14 protein-coding genes are annotated in these 18,019 nt (G+C 44.8%); 6 read left to right on the forward strand and 8 right to left on the reverse strand.

Translation table 11 applies throughout. The features are described from left to right. Positions 1 to 117 precede the first annotated feature (117 nt). The 8 genes from U5K35_RS01590 to U5K35_RS01625 form a co-directional block, all read right to left on the reverse strand. Positions 118 to 1,455, reverse strand: coding sequence for a murein hydrolase activator EnvC family protein (locus U5K35_RS01590; RefSeq protein ID WP_322569721.1), 1,338 nt, complete (start codon positions 1,453 to 1,455; stop codon positions 118 to 120). After that, positions 1,452 to 2,225 carry a DUF4292 domain-containing protein gene (locus U5K35_RS01595; RefSeq protein WP_322569722.1) on the reverse strand — a complete coding sequence of 258 codons (774 nt, stop codon included), beginning with the start codon at positions 2,223 to 2,225 and terminating at the stop codon, positions 1,452 to 1,454. Before U5K35_RS01595 ends, U5K35_RS01590 begins: the two co-directional genes overlap by 4 nt. Before the next feature lie 50 nt (positions 2,226 to 2,275). After that, positions 2,276 to 4,012, reverse strand: a complete 1,737-nt coding sequence (locus tag U5K35_RS01600) for a tetratricopeptide repeat protein (RefSeq protein WP_322569723.1) — start codon at positions 4,010 to 4,012, stop codon at positions 2,276 to 2,278. Positions 4,013 to 4,701: 689 nt separating this feature from the next. Beyond that, positions 4,702 to 5,451: a helical backbone metal receptor gene (locus U5K35_RS01605; protein WP_322569724.1), complete on the reverse strand. Its 750-nt coding sequence runs from the start codon at positions 5,449 to 5,451 to the stop codon at positions 4,702 to 4,704. A gap of 17 nt (positions 5,452 to 5,468) precedes the next feature. Next, a complete protein-coding gene (locus U5K35_RS01610; RefSeq protein WP_322569725.1) occupies positions 5,469 to 6,026 on the reverse strand; it encodes a peroxidase-related enzyme in 558 nt (185 codons plus the stop codon). A 717-nt stretch (positions 6,027 to 6,743) separates the two neighbouring features. Beyond that, positions 6,744 to 7,415 (reverse strand): hypothetical protein, encoded by a 672-nt coding sequence (locus U5K35_RS01615; protein WP_322569726.1) that lies wholly within the window; start codon positions 7,413 to 7,415, stop codon positions 6,744 to 6,746. Positions 7,416 to 7,520: 105 nt separating this feature from the next. Continuing rightward, positions 7,521 to 8,954, reverse strand: a complete 1,434-nt coding sequence (locus U5K35_RS01620) for an ammonium transporter (protein ID WP_322569727.1) — start codon at positions 8,952 to 8,954, stop codon at positions 7,521 to 7,523. A 512-nt stretch (positions 8,955 to 9,466) separates the two neighbouring features. Further along, the gene (locus U5K35_RS01625) at positions 9,467 to 10,327 is read right to left on the reverse strand and encodes a fructosamine kinase family protein (protein ID WP_322569728.1); all 861 of its coding nucleotides are present in this window, start codon (positions 10,325 to 10,327) and stop codon (positions 9,467 to 9,469) included. Positions 10,328 to 10,656: 329 nt separating this feature from the next. Between U5K35_RS01625 and U5K35_RS01630 the strand changes: the two genes are divergently transcribed. From U5K35_RS01630 to U5K35_RS01655, 6 genes are all read left to right on the forward strand, one after another. After that, entirely contained in the window at positions 10,657 to 10,926 is a 270-nt protein-coding gene (locus U5K35_RS01630; RefSeq protein WP_322569729.1) for a HypC/HybG/HupF family hydrogenase formation chaperone, read from the forward strand. A gap of 1 nt (position 10,927) precedes the next feature. After that, positions 10,928 to 12,025, forward strand: a complete 1,098-nt coding sequence (gene hypD, locus U5K35_RS01635; RefSeq protein WP_322569730.1) for a hydrogenase formation protein HypD — start codon at positions 10,928 to 10,930, stop codon at positions 12,023 to 12,025. Positions 12,026 to 12,030: 5 nt separating this feature from the next. Then, positions 12,031 to 13,086, forward strand: a complete 1,056-nt coding sequence (gene hypE / locus U5K35_RS01640; RefSeq protein WP_322569731.1) for a hydrogenase expression/formation protein HypE — start codon at positions 12,031 to 12,033, stop codon at positions 13,084 to 13,086. A gap of 393 nt (positions 13,087 to 13,479) precedes the next feature. Further along, positions 13,480 to 15,246 carry an NAD(P)H-dependent oxidoreductase subunit E gene (locus U5K35_RS01645; protein WP_322569732.1) on the forward strand — a complete coding sequence of 589 codons (1,767 nt, stop codon included), beginning with the start codon at positions 13,480 to 13,482 and terminating at the stop codon, positions 15,244 to 15,246. A gap of 23 nt (positions 15,247 to 15,269) precedes the next feature. Further along, positions 15,270 to 16,547 (forward strand): 2Fe-2S iron-sulfur cluster-binding protein, encoded by a 1,278-nt coding sequence (locus U5K35_RS01650; protein ID WP_322569733.1) that lies wholly within the window; start codon positions 15,270 to 15,272, stop codon positions 16,545 to 16,547. A 15-nt stretch (positions 16,548 to 16,562) separates the two neighbouring features. Further along, positions 16,563 to 18,017 (forward strand): Ni/Fe hydrogenase subunit alpha, encoded by a 1,455-nt coding sequence (locus tag U5K35_RS01655; protein WP_322569734.1) that lies wholly within the window; start codon positions 16,563 to 16,565, stop codon positions 18,015 to 18,017. Positions 18,018 to 18,019: the final 2 nt, after the last annotated feature.

Genomic DNA, 18,019 nt, shown 5'->3' on the forward strand with positions numbered 1-18,019 from the left:
TAACGTGAGTTACCCAAATGATATTGAATACCCAAAAATGAACTTTTAGGAAGCAGGCGGGCTGGGAAAACAGATAAGCATAAGGTATCTGAGTAAAGACTCATGACATAAGAAGAACTAAGGCACCGGGGTGGATTGCAGCCATCGCTGAGGGTCGATATACTCACTGCCTTCTGCAATCATGAAAATGATCACTTCTCCGTTGGCAGAGTCTTCGTCTCCGGAGAGACCGACGACGTCACCTTTCTGCAGCACCTGATTTTTTCTGACAAAAACCTCGCTCATGTTGCCATACATGGTTTTGTAGGTGCCGTGATGAACCATGACCACATCTCCAAAACCCAGAAAATTCTGGATTCCAAATACATAACCGTCATTTACTGAACGAACGGTAGAGCCGGGAACGGCGGCGATTTCAATTCCTGGGTAGTTGGTGCGTGTATTAAAAACCGGGTGTGTGCGAATTCCGAATTTCTGCGTAATGGTTCCGTTATCCACAGGCCAGGGAAGCTGACCACGGTTTTCTTCAAAACTGTTTTCAAAGGCGAGAAGCTCCTCATTGGTGATTCCGCTTTCACGTAAAATTGGCCTTGAAAATCGCTCTTCGGCTGCCCGGCGTTCATCTTCATCCTCAATTTCAGAGGCTTCAGCCAGACGTCGTCTTCTTTCTTCTTCCTCGCGTTGAATTCGCTCCTCTTCTGCCACAAGATTTTCTAAAACCTGGGTGAGCTCGTTTAGCTGCCGCTGATGAATTTCGAGCTGTTCCTGTAAATTATCGCGATCCCGCCGAAGCAGCTGCACATTTCTCTCCTGCATTTCCCGGCGCTGTTGAAGCTGTTCTGTCTCCTCACGTATGGATGCCAGCGCCTCCTGATTTTTCTCCCGGGTCTCTTCAAGGTCAGCAATGGATGCTTCGTACTCGCTTTGTGCCTTTTTGATTTGATCAGCTTGTTCCGACTGATACTCATCAAACTTTCCAAGGTAGTAGGATCGAATCAGAAGCTGGTTAAATGATCCTGCACTCATAAGTAGCGCAATCTCTGTGGTGCGACCGTTTTTGTATAGAAACGTGAGAGTCTCTTTGTACTCCTCAATCAGCGTTTCAAGCTTTTCCTGAAGCCGGGCGATATTCTGCTCAATAAGCCTAATTTCTGCAGAAATCTGTTCCTGTTCCCGATTCATTTGCCGGATATTCTCCTGCTGAAGTGCAATCACACGTTCCATCTCCTGGTACTGCCTGAACATCTCATCATACCGCTCAGTGGCATAGCCGAGACGCTCATTGTAATTTTCGATCTGCTCCTGCAGCGTCTCAATCTGATTTCTTGTGGAGTTTTGCTGCTGTACAATTTCATTGCGCTGCTCCTCGTAAGAGCTGTCCTGGGCAAACAGATCATTCACTCCAAAACAGAGGGATAAGATCAAAAATAAAATGATAGCGTAGCGAACGTTCATATCCTGTAAATTGGAATGTTTTCAGGAATGGAAATCTCCATGGGCGGTAACGTATTGTTAACCTCAAGGCGCTGAACCAAAAACGTTGCCTGAGATGAACCGTCACTGCTTAAAATGGTGATTTTACGCGGTAGATAAAAGCCCTCAATTTGAGCGTAACCTTCATAATCTATTCGGCTGTAGGCCGCTTCGCCTCCGGATTGAATAACGTTCTGAATCAGCCCGTCTTTTTTGGAAAGAGTTACCTGTGTGCGATTATTCAGTACGGCAACATAGTACTCGTCATTTTCAAAAATACCGCGAATGTCATCTTCCTCCATGGTGAAGTTGAACATGTCGAGCATATTCAATGAGGCGAGGGATCCGATGCTGGTCAGATTGCTCTGCTGCAGGGATACTTTTTCAGCGTATTTATCCACCCGGTTGTAGATCAGCAGCGAATCGGAGTCTACCAGAATTTGTCCGCCCTCAATTCCGATGCTTGTTCTTATTGTGATCAGGCTTTTTTCGCGGTCAGACTGAAACTGAAGAGTAACCCGGTCACTTCCGCCGGGCTCGCTTACAATGGCCCTGCCGTTACCTTTCAGTGTTTCCAGGTCTTCAGAGTAGTCCGGGACTAAATCCATCAACTCCTGATTAGAAATGGAAGCCGGTTCCATATCCTCAACAGATAAAAGCCGCTCAGAACTGCTGCAGGAAGCAAGTATGATGACGGTTATCACCAAGGCTAAAACCGTCGAAAGCTGTGGTATTGTTTTTAAAATTTTCATTCAGTAGATGATATGCACTTATGAGAGAGAAAGTGTCATAAATTGATGGATTAGTCAATCCGTTCTTTCAAGTGGTCTCGATCCGGATCCAGTTCGAGTGCTCTGTTCCACCAGAGTTTGGCATTTTCCTCATCTCCCAGTTCTCTGTAAACATCACCCAGGTGTTCATAAACCTCGGCGCTGGCATCTCCGGTGTCAATAGCTTTTTGTATATACGTGCGAGCATCTTCATAGTTCCCCATCTTAAAATGGATCCAGCCGATGGTATCCAGGTAAGCGGCATTTTCAGCTTCTATGGAGATAGCGCGCTCCGCCATTTCAAGGGCTTCGTCCAGTCTTTCGTCACGATCAGACAGAAAATAGGCGTAATTGTTGAGTGCGTTGTGATTGTTGCGATCCAGCCGAAGGGCCATATTATAGGCGTCTGCTGACTGATCCCATCTATCCAGCTCCTGCATTACATCACCCAGCGTACCGTAAATAATAGATCTGAAATTTCTCCGCGCCGGAGCATTGGAGGCCTCTTCCAGCAGTTCAGCAGCTTTCTCATATTGATCGCCCATCATGTAAGAGGCTCCCGTAAAAAAGAGGACAAATGCGTTATTCGGTGCAAATTCCCGGGCTTTTTCACTCAGGCCGATTACTTCCTCATAGCGCTGCTGCGAAAACAGAATCTGCAGGCGTTGACTCCACACATCGGATTCTTCAGGTGCAGCTTCCGATGCCCGTTCCAGGGTTTCTAAAGCAAGCTCCGGTTTGTTTTGCTGAATAAAAAACTCGGAGGCAATCAGTTGAGCCGGGCCATATTCGGGCTCATTTCGGCTGAAGGATAGTATCGCTTTTTCGGTCTGATTGACCAGTATCTCTTCATCAGGGCGCTGTTGGTGTTGAGCATAGAGAAACTGAACCAGTTCCATTTTCTGCGTAGGGTAGAGAAGCGGATCTTCAATCATGCTGAGAAATGTTTCTCCAAGATTTTCCCACTCCTCGTTATTGATAAAAATCTCAGCCAGGAGAATGAGCGTCTGCGGATCTCTGGGATTGCGTTCCCGCGCGTCTAAAAGTGTTTCGCGCGCCATCTCTTCATCATTCAATTCAAGATAGTATTGGCTGATAGAGTGGAGTGTGGAGAGGTTGCCCGGGTTCAGCTCACGCATAATTTCAAGCTGCTTCAAAGCCTTCTCCTGTTGCTGCATGGCGTTGAAATTCTGAAACTTTCGAAGGTGGAATTCAAATTCACTGCCGCGAAGTTCAATCAGTTTGTCGAGTGTTTCATTTGATTTTTCAAGCTGGCCAAACTCAACATAGGCCTGGGATTTCATAAAAAGGACATCAACGTCGTCCGGATGATAGTTCAGAATGGTATCGAATACATCAATGATCGCTTCGTAGCGTCCGGACTGCCGATAAATTTCTGCAAGCTGCAGCTGATACCAGCGATTCTCCGGTTCACTGGCGGCCGCTATCTGGGCGTAGTAGGAGGCATTGCTGTAATCTTCCATCGCCAGGTATACATCGGAGAGCGCATAGTTGATACCGGGATTGTCGGACAATTTCAGGTGTGCAGCGGTAAGATTATCCAGCGACTGTTCGTAGTCCTCATTTTCGAAATCGGTGATACCCTGAATGAAATATTCCATAGCCTGAGCGCGCTCCTCTGGAGTGACTTGATCCGATGTCTGAGCGTTGGCTATCCCGGCAAATAAACCTAAAATAAGCAGTAGAGTTGAACACGTAGATTTGATCATAACGGCAAGATAACGAAAACCGGCGGTGTTTTGATACATTAACCTAACGTGATTTCGATATAAGAATTTGCTAAAAATTGTTTTCCGCCGGCTGGCGAAGGATAATGGAGGATGAAAAGTAGTTGATTCTGGCCACCGAAGTCTCGGTGCAGGCGGACACTCCTCGTCCCGGTGCTCTGCTCCGGGACGACAAGCAAGCAGCTCCGCTGCAAAAAAACGCCTGCGCGTACGCCGTCAAGCTAAACATTAATAAATCAGGTCATCCCCCTCGCCCCGCCAGCTTTCGGGACTCTTCCCCCTTCGAAGGGGCTGTGAGAAAATTGATTTCCAAAGAAATTGTACGTTAATAATTTAAGATTCAAACCATTTTTTGAGATCCAGTCTTTCTGACCCACCCCCGTCCCCTGACATTACCCATAAAATTAGTTTTCATAGTATTTTTTGAAGCACCTAAAATTTTATGGGCGAATATTAAAGAGTTCATCAGAATTAAATTGAAAATTAACAGAATTTAAGTTGAATTTATCGAACTTTTTCGAAATTACATGGGTAACTCCCCGTCCCCTCCCTATCGCGCCCTGCGGGACTTGATATGGAGGGGAGTTTCACAATAAAACCATCAACCTTAAAAAATTTAACTTTACCAATAATTGACAACTTATTTACTCACAGCCTCTTCGAAGGGGGACTTTTTTGGCGTCAGTTCCTTATCTCGAACTGGCGATAATTTAACTGATTGCCTTCCGAAAACTATTCAAATTTCTGAAAGACGGAAGCATGCGCGAGCCGTACCAGCTAAACCACTCGCCGTCAACAAGCAACACGCGACAATCGGGGCAGGCCTTTTCCACGTCTTTGATGTGTTTCTCCTTAAAAGGATAAGGTTCACTGCTGAGAAGGATGATATCGGGATTTTTATTGGATAGCTCATCAAGAGTGGTTTTGGGATATCTCGTCTGATTCTCAAACACATTTTTCAACTTCCAGTGGGAGAGGACGGAATGGATATATGTATCACTGCCGACGGTCATCCACGGATCGCGCCAGATCATGTAGGCAGCGGTGAGTTGGGGTTCATCGGGTGCACTTTCGTACTCTTTTCGGATTGCAGAGGCCAGCTCTTCAGCAGCTTCATTTACACCGCACCGTTTTCCGATATCATGAATCGTCAACAGAGCATCTTCTATGGTGTTGATGTCAGTTACCATCACGTCGAAATCTTTCTGCAACGCTTCGACATCCTCTTTCCGGTTCTCCTCTTTATTCACGATGATCAGATCGGGTTCAGCTTCCCGGATTTTATCGATCCGCGGATTTTTGGTGCCGCCCATAATTTCAACCTGATCCACTTTCCCTTCCGGATGAATGCAAAACCGCGTTCGTCCGGTGACTTGATTCTCCAGCCCGAGGTCAAACAGAAGCTCGGTAAGTGACGGCACCAGGCTGATAATTTTCTGTGGTGATTTCAGATCATTCATTGCGCTCAAATGAAATTTTAGTAGTTGTATCCCTTCTTCTCAGACTCATCAAACACAACGCCCAGCCCGAGCACCATCCGGTTTACAAAATTAAAATAGGCGATCACCTGAACCGCATCCAGAACGGCGCGATCATCCAGGCCTGTATCTTTAAGCTGCTGCACATATTGTGCATAGTCCGGGCCTTCATTGACGGTCAAATTCTCAGCGAGATTGCAGAGCTGCCGATCGGTTTTTGACAGGTCAAGATTGGCTCTGTCGTGCTTCAACAGTTCCGTTTTATTCTCATCCTTCCAATAGGCGAGAAGCGCCTGTTCATGATGCTCAATACAGTAGTTGCAGCGGTTCGTAGCCGAAACAACCACAGCCATCATCTCACGCTGATATCTTTTCAGCGGTGATTTGCCAAACATGGTTGCCATGTAGAGTTCCATGTGGGCTACCAGTGCTTCCGGATTCAGACTCTGGATCTTATGAACTTCAGCCAGCTTTCCCCGCGATTTGATGATGTCATCATAGACTTCTTTCAGTTCAGGATCGGCTTCATCGTAAGAAACAGTTTTGATGTGTGGCATTTTCAGGCAGATTTAGCGATTGATATGGACTGTTTTAAGACTAGGCAAAAACTTCGAAAACCCCAATTTCCACTTAAAAAAGTTGTCTATGTAAAGTCCTCACTCTTAAGAGTGAATATTACCCTTTGATTCTTAAAATCATTAAAATTGTTTTTTTGAATATCCACGTATTTAACTCTTCCTTAATACTTTTGGGCCGCCAAAAGTATTCAAAAACTCCCGTCTGTGATTGCTTCCGGGCCCGGTTTGCCCGCGCGGTTACACAACATCGATTGCTCCCAAGGGAGCCGATATTGTGATTTTTCCCGCGCTATGATGCAAACCATGCCACTCCTCCACCAATCAAGGCCGGAGGGTTCATTCTCTCTTTTTTAAAAAATCTGAGTTACTATTTGAATCTGATTTTTATCTGATCATAAAAGTGATCGTCTTCATTTATTGCCTTCTATGCATTTCCATCACTAAAGTTATTATTAAATGGTTTAGGTGAACTAGGTGAGATTAGAGATTGCAGATGGCTACTTGCTTTGAAATCATGGAACTGAGAGGAGTTTATGATTTATACTCCTCTTAAAATCCGTCAAACATGTTGGTGTAAGAGAGGTTTATTTTCGGGTGGCCGCAGTAGATGATGATGTTTTCCGGATGAATTAAACAGATAGGTTTCATGCCGGAGATCGCCGTGAAGTAGAGAGGATTTTGCGGGTTAGATGCATTTCAGAATCCCAAACCAATCAGAAAAAAGAGATTATCGGAATAGGGATTTGCAATCACGCTGCCGTTAAGACCGAGGGAGAACATTTCGGTGATTTGGACATCTCTGGAAACCGAAAAACCGGTATTGATAATCCCTGCACCGGTGGTTCCGTAAAGTTGGGATTCGGAGGGGGTAAAACCCATGAATAAGGTAATCTCTCCAACTTCATATCCCAGTTCCGTATAAACCGAGTAGTCATCATCATTGGTTACGAACACCCCGGTAAAAACAGTGATCGGGAACGATTCGGTTCCTGCATAACCTGCACCAATCTCGATAAAATGAGATTCGTTGCTGAAGTAATTGTTGATCGGATCGTCCGGGAAGGTATAATCGGTAACGGACAGAGAAACATCACCGGCATCCGTAACGAATGTATAAGAGGAGTAGAAATCAACTTCCGTGCCGGCGGGATTACCTGTGGTGGCAAATGCAGCCCAGGTGCCAATTTCAAAATTTCCGGCGGTGTAATTGATATCGGGCTGGATACTGGGTGAATTGCCGAAATCGGCTCCACGCCATACGTACCGGTTATAAACTTCCGTGCCGAAACTGAGTTGTGAATAGGCGTCGGCAGCGAAAAACAGCGAACCGGCTAAAAGGAGTGCGAATGCTTTTGATTTGGTTTTCATAGTGGTGCATTTTAGTGATCTGTCGTAGTTTGGATAAAGTGAAGGAGCAGGTAACGGCGGGTTACACTGACTCCTTCTTTTTTTGAATGATTGATTGATAGTTAGTTAAGCTGTGTAGGCTCCTAGTTCGGACGATCTTACAGGTGAAAAATCAGGATAAGCGTTGTTGCCATGTTCGGAAATATCCAGTCCGTCCGACTCCACTTCAGGCGATACTCTCACACCCCATACTGCCTTGATAAGCCCGAATACCGTCAGCGAGAAAATAAAAGTAGCGGATAAAATTGCAATGACTCCGATTAGCTGAACCCAAAGACTGACATCGGTAAAAATGCCGACCGCAAGAGTTCCCCAGATACCGCATACACCGTGAACGGAGATGGCGCCTACCGGATCATCAATTTTCAGCTTATCGAACATCAGGATTGAAAGAACGACCAGCACACCGGCAAAGGCTCCGACAAATACCGCACCGGAAACTGAAATTACATCAGCGCCTGCTGTTATACCCACCAGTCCTGCGAGGATGCCGTTCAAAGCCATAGGGGCGTCCAGAGTTTTCATGACAACCTGAGTGGTGACCATTGACCCCAGGGCTCCGGCGCACGCCGCAAGCGCTGTTGTTACAAACACGTATGAAACTCCTGCCGGATCGGCACTTAATACGGAGCCGCCGTTAAAGCCAAACCATCCAACCCAAAGCAGAAAGACTCCTACCGTTGCCAGGGGAATGTTGTGTGCAGGGATGGCAAACACTTTCCCGTCTTTAAATTTACCGGTGCGCGCTCCAAGTAAAATTACACAGGCCAAACCGGCAATACCGCCAACTCCGTGAACCAGTGTTGAACCGGCAAAATCATAAAAGCCGAGTTCGGCCAACCAGCCTCCGCCCCATACCCAGCTGCCGGTAATAGGATATGCGATTGCAAGCAGCAACACACCGAAAAGCATAAACGATGAGAGTTTGATGCGGCCGGTTACGCAACCCGATACAATGGTGGCGGCCGTAGCGGCAAACATTGCCTGGAAAATAAAATCGGTCCAGATCGTCATTTCTGCACCATAGGCGGGTGTTAGCATTCCAACAGCATCGGATGGATCGTAGCCAATGCCGAATCCGCCAAATCCGAGAATCCCGTTAAACTCGCCGGGATACATAATCTGAAATCCTACAAAAGCGTAGATCAAAACACCGGTACAGAGAATAAATACATTTTTATAAATAACATTTACGGAGTTCTTGGATTGGGTTAATCCGCTTTCCACAGATGCAAAACCAAGGTGCATCAGCAGGACAAGAAATGTTGCAATCAGAATCCAGAGGTTGTCAATTATAAATTTAATGTAGTGCGGTGATTCCTGGAATTCTTCCAGCGTGGTGTATGTCCCTTCCTGTGCAACGTCAACAGTTACCGCCGAAACGATGGAGTCACTCGCCTCCGTTAGGGGGCCGGCATGAGCCGGGGTGATGACTCCGGAATATCCGGTCAGCATGAGAAGAGCAAACAGTAAAAGTGTTAGTTTTGTAAGTGTGTTCATAAGGTGCAGCGTTGGTTTGATTATTGGTTTGACTTAAATTGATCGTAAGAAATGCTTTTGTCAATTATTTTTTTAATTAATAATCAAATAATTCCTTAATAAATAATACAAGTTAGAAAAGCGCTTTTACTTTGAGTCAATTTCCAAATTTGGTAAGCAATATTGAGGTGTGCGTTATTTTTTCTTCGCAAATTCTCCCCGGTTTTGAGAGCGAAAGGGCTGGGTTGCTTAAAATATTAATCAAAAAATCAGATCAACATAAGTTTATTAATCCTTTGAGTTGATTTCGATTTCTTTAGGAAGAAGAGGGAGGGTCCGGTGGAAGAGTTGAAAAACTGTTGAAGTGAATGGTTTAGCAAATTACCATCCAATATTGGTTGCCACGGAAACACGGAAAAAAGGGGGTTCCGTTTAAATTCGGTGTTTTGTTTTCGTTAAAAGATGTGCCATGGCATTTTATCTCACATACCCTAAAGCGGGGAGATTCTAAACTGCGGCATGCAATCCAAAGTCTAAAATTTTCCAAGAGTTGAGTTGAACTGCGAGATATAGTGTCCGCCAAAGAGATTTACGTGCACCAGCAGCGGATAGAGGTTGTAGATGGGCACGCGTTCTGAAAAATCGTGCTCGAGTGGAGTTTCTGATTGATATCCCTTATAAAACTCGCGTGAGAATCCGCCGAACATTTTGGTGAACGCAAGGTCCATTTCGGGGTGACCGTAGTAGACCGCGGGATCGATCAGCACGGCGCTCCCGGATGAATCAAACAGGTAGTTCCCTCCCCAGAGGTCGCCGTGAAGAAGAGAGGGTTTAGCCGGCGGGAAGATTTCATTCAGTTTCCCTGCAAGTCGATCCCAGTTTTGAAGAATACCGCTGTTGAGTTTGCCTGAATCCACAGCCATTTCAATTTGCGGGTTGATCCGCTCTTCCACAAAGAAGTCGGTCCACTCATCATGCCGGCGATTGCTTTGGGGCAGGCTCCCGATATAGTTATCGGTTTCAAGTCCGAACTGATCGGTGCCGGTTTGGTGCAATTTTGAAAGGTTACGGCCGAATTCAAATGAGTCGCCGTTTCGTCCTTCTTCGATAAATTCCATCAAAAGATAGCCGGGCATGCCGTTTTCAGGTTTACCTGATGAAAGTACCTTTGGAATACGAAGTGCGGTTCCGGCTGAACCCAAAAGTTTTAGTCCTGCCGCCTCTTTTTCAAAAAAATCGTCCGGCGCACTGTTGTTCCACTTCAGAAACAGATCACCCCGGTTTGTGGAGATCTTCGCCGCCCGGTTGATGCTGCCACCCGAAACTGCCCTGACATTTAGGATTTCAATATCATAATCTTCAGATAAACGGTTTTTGAGAGTTTCGGGAATCATGATTTCGAATTCTGATAGATTGTTTTAACAACTAAAATTACAGCTCAAAAAAACAGGAACAGTTGTGGACATTCAGCCCGAATATATTACATAAGCCTGTGATTGCTGATGAATACCAACCATTTTTTTGTATTATTAATATATAGAACAGATTCAAAGAGAAAAGAATATAAAATAGAGGGTTATTTCATTTCAACAAGAGTTGACGGTTTTTACTGCAATGTTAGGAATTACCTGATCAATGCAGTTATCGAACTGAAAAGTTAAACTTGCGCCAAACGGAATAAAAAAGATTTCAAACCGATAAATTTCAAACGAGAGGTCAGCTAATGTGTCTTGCCATCCCGGGTAAAGTTGTTGAACTGCAAACTACCGAAGATCCTACAAACCGGCCCGGTAAAGTCTCCTTCGGTGGTATCATCAGGGAAGTGAATTTTTGCTTTTTGCCCGAAATTGGGGTAGATGATTATGTACTTGTACATGTTGGAGTGGCATTAAGCAAGGTTGATGAGAACGAAGCCATCGAAACCCTGAGGTATCTCAAGGAAATGGGTGAGCTGGATGAGTTAAACCCTGAGCCGGGCGGTTACGGAGAGTAATATGAAATACCTGTCAGAATTCCGTGACGAAGAAATTGTACGAACACTTCTTAATAAGATCAGAAAGTGTGTAACGAAGCCATGGAATATAATGGAAGTTTGTGGCGGACAAACCCACGGCCTTGTCCGCCATGGATTGCTTCAGATGTTGCCCGACCAAATCCGAATGATTCATGGACCCGGGTGCCCGGTATGTGTCACACCCGTTTCATTGATTGATAAAGCTGTAGAACTTGCTCTGGAACATGATGTGATTTTATGCTCATATGGAGATATGCTACGGGTTCCCGGAAGCACACTCAGCCTGCAGCAAGCCCGTGCCAAGGGTGGCGACATCAGAATTCTCTATTCTCCGCTTGAAGCGGTCTCTATTGCACGACAAAACCCGAACAGGGAGGTCGTCTTTTTTGCGGTAGGCTTTGAAACAACGGCTCCTGCCAATGCGCTATCTGTGGAGCAGGCGTACAGACAAAAATTGAAAAACTACACTGTTTTGAGTGCCCACGTAATGGTGCCTCCGGCGATGGAAGCAATCATGTCGGATCCGGATACAAAAGTGGATGGTTTTCTGGCTGCCGGACATGTTTGCACGGTGATGGGTTTGAGTGAGTACGTGCCACTGGTTGAAAAATGGAAAATGCCCATTGTTGTTACAGGTTTTGAACCGGTGGATCTGCTTGAAGGAATTTACATGGTGGTATCTCAGCTTGAGAATGGAGAATACAGGCTGGAAAATCAGTATAAAAGAGTTGTGGGAAAAGACGGTAACCGGCAAGCTGTTGATCTGGTGAAATCCGTGTTTGAATATCGTGACCGGGAGTGGCGTGGAATCGGTGAAATACCAATGAGCGGCCTTTTTTTGGCTCAAAAATATAGGGATTATGATGCCACACTTAAATTTGGGCCACTGAAAGAGAGAATTTCTGAAGATAGCGGATGTCTGTCGGGGGATGTAATGAAAGGGAAAATAAAACCACATGAGTGTCCCCATTTTGGCAAAGGGTGTACACCTGAAAAACCGCTTGGAGCACCAATGGTTAGCAGTGAGGGTGCTTGTGCAGCTTATTATAATTATGCAACCCAGGAATCAACAGAGTAAAGTCTATGAATAAATCTGTAAAAGTAGAGCTGAACTGTCCTGCTCCTGTCAATGAGTTTGATTCCATTACTATTGGACACGGAGGCGGTGGAAAACTGACCCAAAATTTACTGAAAAGCGGCGTGTTTTCTCTGCTGGATAATGAATGGCTGCGTGAACAGGGAGATGCTGCAACTATTCAACTGAATGGAAAGACAGCGTTCAGTACGGATACATTTGTGGTATCTCCGTTAATTTTTCCGGGAGGAACTATTGGCGATCTGGCAGTGAATGGAACGGTCAATGATCTTGCAGTAAGCGGAGCTAAGCCACAATATTTGTCACTCTCATTTATTCTTGAAGAGGGATTGGAGATGAAACTTTTTCAGCAGATTCTACACTCCATTCGAGATGCATGTGAAGAAGCAGATGTCAAAATTATTACGGGTGATACCAAAGTCGTAGAGAAAGGAAAAGGGGATCAGATATTTATCAATACAACAGGTATAGGAGAGATGCACTCGAAGTCGAAAATGGGAATGAGCCGGATCAAAAAGGGTGATGCAGTATTGCTAAGCGGATCCATGGCTCGGCATGGTATCACGATCATGAGCAAACGAAACGGATTGGAGTTTGAGACAAAATTAAATAGCGATACCCGTCCGTTACACCGGATTTGTCTTGAACTGATCGATACTTTTGGCAGCCAAATCCACCTGATGCGCGATCCGACCCGGGGTGGCGTTGCAAACGTATTGAATGAAATTGCAGAACAAACAGGTAAGGGCATTCAGCTAAATGAAAAGGTGCTGCCGGTAGAGGATGAAGTGGCCGGTGCATGCGAAATGTTAGGTTTGGACCCTCTTTATGTTGCCAATGAGGGACTATTTGTCGCTATTGTGGATGCAGAAATCGCAGAAGAGTGTATTGAACTGATACGAAAATGGGAATATGGTTCAAGTGCAGTCGCGATCGGCAAAGTTACAGAGGATCATCCGGGTAAGGTTGTACTCCACAGTGCTATCGGAGGCAGGAGAGTGTTGGCCCAGGCAACGGGCGAGTTATTGCCTCGCATTTGCTAAACTGTTAACTAATATTTTGAGATGAAGTGGCAATTGAGGTTCGTACAGATTAGTACAAGTAGAAATTTGTATTAAGGATTTACCATCCGGATCAGCTGTGTTGTATTACCTGGGTAATCGGTCAAGAGAATGAAAAAAGATAAAATTTAATCATGGGAGGCATAAATAAATATTAAATAAGATAAAAATACCTTAATATATAAATAAGAAGTAGCAGTGTAGTGCAAGAGATTTAAATTCAGTCAGGATTTCGTTTGGAAAATGGTGGGAATAAAGTTCAAGCGAAGTATCTATGATTTCTGAATCCATCGGATTATAACTTGGATCGGACCGATTCAGAAATGAGATAAAATCAAATGATTGAAGTCTCAAACATCCTAAAATTACGATGCTATGAATTCAGAGTATTTCAAGCAATTTATATCCCTTCCTCCCCGAACAGAGATACTGAATCGTTTATGGGATTTTCAGCACTCAAAAAACTATATCTCAGATTCGGATGTAACAACGCTTGCAAAAGAGTATAACATATCAGAAGTAGAAGTAGAGGGAGTTGCCTCGTTTTATCACTTCTTTCACAGAAAGCCTGCCGGTAAGTATGTGATCTATCTCAATAACAGTATGACATCCCAGATAAAGGGATATAAACGAATTCTTGAAGCATTTGAACGGGAGACCTCTGCCACTGTAGGTTCAACGGATCCAACCGGGACATTTGGACTCTATTTAACTCCGTGTATCGGATTAAGCGACCAGGAACCGGCAGCACTCATAAATTTCCATCCGTTTGTAAACCTGAATTCGTTAAAGGTGCGGGAGATCATCACACAATTGAAAAAGGGAGTGCCTGTTGAGGAGATCTGTGATGAACCTGAGGAAAATTTACGGTATACACCGGAAAACAAGCCCAGTTTATTTTTTTCGGAGTTCAAAATAGGTAAATCCATTTCAAAGCTTACTGATATGGAACCGGAAGGTGTGATTGAGGCTCTGAGATTGACTAAACTGGCCGGCCGTGGCGGGGCTTTCTACCCAACCTGGATGAAGTGGCAGGCTGCAGCAGATGAAAAAGAGACAAAAAAGGTTGTGGTATGTAACGCAGACGAAGGAGAGCCGGGTACTTTTAAGGACAGGGTTCTGATGCAGCGTGTTCCCGAATCGATGATAGAAGGGATGATTATCTGCGCCTATACTATCGGGGCATCTTTTGGGCTTATCTATCTGAGAGGTGAATATACATGGTTAAAGCAACGACTTGAACAAGCTATTAAACTATACAGAGAAAAAGGTCTTTTGGGAAAGGATTGTGGGGGAATTACAGATTTTCATTTTGATATAAAAATACAGATGGGAGCCGGATCTTATGTTTGTGGAGAAGAGACCGCACTGCTTGAGTCGGCGGAAGGTAAAAGAGGTGAACCCCGTACCCGCTGGTTTTTCCCGGTTCAAAAAGGGTTTCTGAATCTGCCTACTGTCGTAAATAATGTAGAGACATTTTGCGCAGCAGCCAGAATTATAAATATGGGGGCTGATAAGTATCTGACATACGGTATACCAAAATCTCCCGGCACAAAAGTGATCAGCGTTTCCGGAGATTGTAAATATCCGGGAATTTATGAAATCGAGTGGGGGATGACCCTCAGAGAGCTGCTGCAGGAGTGCGGTGCGGAAGACCCCTATTTTATCCAGGAAAGCGGTCCATCCGGCACAGTACATACACTTGATGAACAGGATCAGCCTTTTGCATTGTTTTCAGACTTTTTTGTTCAGCATATCCGGTGCGGAGGGGCGCTGACCGTTTATAATAAAAGCCGGGATATTATCACCATTCTGCTGAACTATGCCGACTTCTATAAACATGAATCATGCGGAATATGCACACCCTGCCGGGCAGGAAATTTTATTATCGAGCGAAAACTTGAGAGGGTCAGAAACGGTGTGGCAAATAGAAATGATATTGATGAGCTGAAAGAGTGGGGAGTGCTTATGAGAAATACCAGCCGTTGCGGACTGGGAAAAACTGCAACCAACAGTTTGATTAATACTCTGGACAAATTTGGCGATTATTTTGAAAAAATAGTTCAACATAACGGTTCTGACCAAAGTCTGAAATTTGACCTGGAAGCAGCTACCCGGGACTACGAAGAGTTTAAAGATTAATAAAAAGTGGGAGAGAACCTGCTATGGGTAAACATGTAAATATTACGATTGATGGCAGAAATATCCTTGCTGATGAAGGAAGAAACCTGGTAGATGTTGCAACTGAAAATGGTTTCTTTATCCCATCACTCTGTTATTTTGAGAATATAGATCCACCGCTGGGAACGTGCCGGACATGCACTTGTAAAATAAACGGAAAATTTACTCCCGCATGTACTGAAAAAGTGAGAGAGGGGTTGGCTGTGGAGGTGAACAGTGCAGAACTGAAAGATATGCGAAAAGGCATCGTTGAGATGATGTTTGCAGAGGGCAACCACATATGCCCATCCTGTGAAAAGAGTGGAAATTGTGATCTCCAGCATATGGGGTATGAATTAGGTATAGCTATCAGCCGCTTTCCCCACCTGTTTAAAAACCGGATGATCGATTACGGTGCCAAACGGATGGTGATGGAGCACAATCGTTGTATCAAATGTTTGCGATGCGTGGTTGAAGTAGAGAATGACGATGGAAAAAAGGTGTTCAGCTATCAAAATCGCGGCAATGAAACACATGTAGGAATTGATTACGAAGAGGAGAAAAAACTGACCCGGGATCAGGCGATACAGGCAATGAACATCTGCCCGACCGGCGCAATTATTGTACGTGGAGAAAGCGTTGGTAAACCTTTTGGTGAACGTAAATTTGATGAAGATTCGATCAGGCCGGACTACGTAAAGCCCGTAAAATCTGATAACAACATCGATCTCAGTAATGTTGAGAAAAAGAGAGTTGCCACTGTATCACTGGCCGGATGTTTTGGGTGCCATATGTCAATGCTGGATGTGGATACAGAAATACTCGATCTCGTTGAACTGATTACCTTTGACAAATCACCTCTGACAGATTTCAAAAAATTTACACAACGCTGTGATGTAGGAATTATTGAAGGCTCGGTTTGTAACGAAGAGAATGTTGAAACCCTGAGAACTTTCCGGGAACAATGTGATCTGCTGGTAGCTGTGGGAGAATGCGCTATCTGGGGCGGACTGCCGTCCCTGCGAAATACCATTCCATTGGGAGAGTGCCTGGAAGAGGCTTTTCTAAATTGCGTAACAAATGAGCAGGGAAATACTACGATACCCTACCACAAACACCTGCCCAAGATGCTGGACAGAATTTATGAATGCCGGGAAGTTGTAAAAATTGACTATTTCATTCCGGGATGTCCGCCGGATGCACAACACATCTGGAAAGCCGTGAAAAACCTGTTATGGAATGAGAACTATTCCATACTCTATTCAGAATTCAAGTACGATTAAACCAATGGAGCTATTATGAGCAAAACAATCACCATTGATCCGGTTACCAGAGTAGAGGGCCACGGACGCGTAACTATTCACCTCGATGACGAGGGTAATGTTGATGAAACCTATTTTCATATTGTCGAATTTCGTGGATTCGAACGGTTTATTCAGGGTCATCCATATTGGCAGGCTCCAAATCTTGTTCAACGATTGTGTGGCATTTGTCCTGTGAGCCATCATCTGGCCGCAGCGAAGGCGATTGACCAAATTGTGGGAATCGACCCAAAAGATCTTTCAACGGGAGCGACAAAATTGAGAAGATTACTGCATTACGCTCAAATCTTCCAGTCTCATGCACTTCATTTCTTCTATCTTGCCTCGCCGGATTTGCTTTTTGGCGTAGATGCACCGCCTGAGAAAAGAAATGTTGTGGGCGTGGCTGTTGAAAATAGAGATCTGGCAGTGAAAGGAATTACAATGCGAAAATTTGGCCAGGAACTTATTAAAGCACTTGCCGGAAAAAAAATTCATGGAACACTGGCGGTCCCGGGTGGGGTCTATAAATCACTTAAAGCGGAAGAACGGGATAATTTTTTAAATGGCAAGGATTTTCCGGACATCGACACCATGATCAAGTGGTCACAGGAGATGGTTGATTTTATGAAGGATTATCACTCCAAAAACCGGGTATTTCTGGACACTTTTGCAGCTTTTCCATCCGGACACCTGGGCACTGTGAGAACGGATGGCGCACTGGAACTATACGACGGTAAATTGCGGGCAATCGATTCTGAGGGAAATATCACTCTGCCGGATGTGGAACCGGATGATTACCTGGAATATTTTTCGGAAGCCGTTGCCAAATGGTCGTATATGAAGTTTCCATATTTGAAAAGTGTAGGCAGAAAGAAAGGCTGGAATCGTGTCGGGCCTCTTGCCAGGATGAATATCTGTGATTACATATCTACACCACTGGCCGAAAAAGCACGCCGTGAATATTTCGAATTTACAGGATCAAGCGTGAACAACAGCACGATGTATTCTCACTGGGCCCGGTTGATTGAAACACTTCACTGTGCAGAATTGATGAAAGAACTGCTGTTGGATCCGGATATTCTGGATGAAAATGATCTGGTTCGTGAGGGGAACGAACGCAATGTTGGAATAGGAATCATTGAAGCACCCCGGGGCACGCTTACACATCATTATGAAGTGGATGACAAAGGGATGATTGTGCGGTGTAATTTGATCGTTTCGACGACTCATAACAATGATGCCATGAACGAAGCGGTTAAATGGGTTGCAAACAATGTTATAAGCCGCGAGAAAACTATAACGGAAGGGATGCTGAACCAGGTGGAGGTGGCCATCAGGGCTTACGATCCCTGCCTTAGCTGTGCAACCCAAGCGATGGGAAAAATGCCACTGAAAGCGGAACTGTACGATCATGAAGGCACATTGATCGGAGAAAAAACTAAAAATTAAAT

Origin of the sequence: Rhodohalobacter sp. (genome assembly GCF_034521535.1) — a bacterium.
Classification (GTDB): domain Bacteria; phylum Bacteroidota; class Rhodothermia; order Balneolales; family Balneolaceae; genus Rhodohalobacter.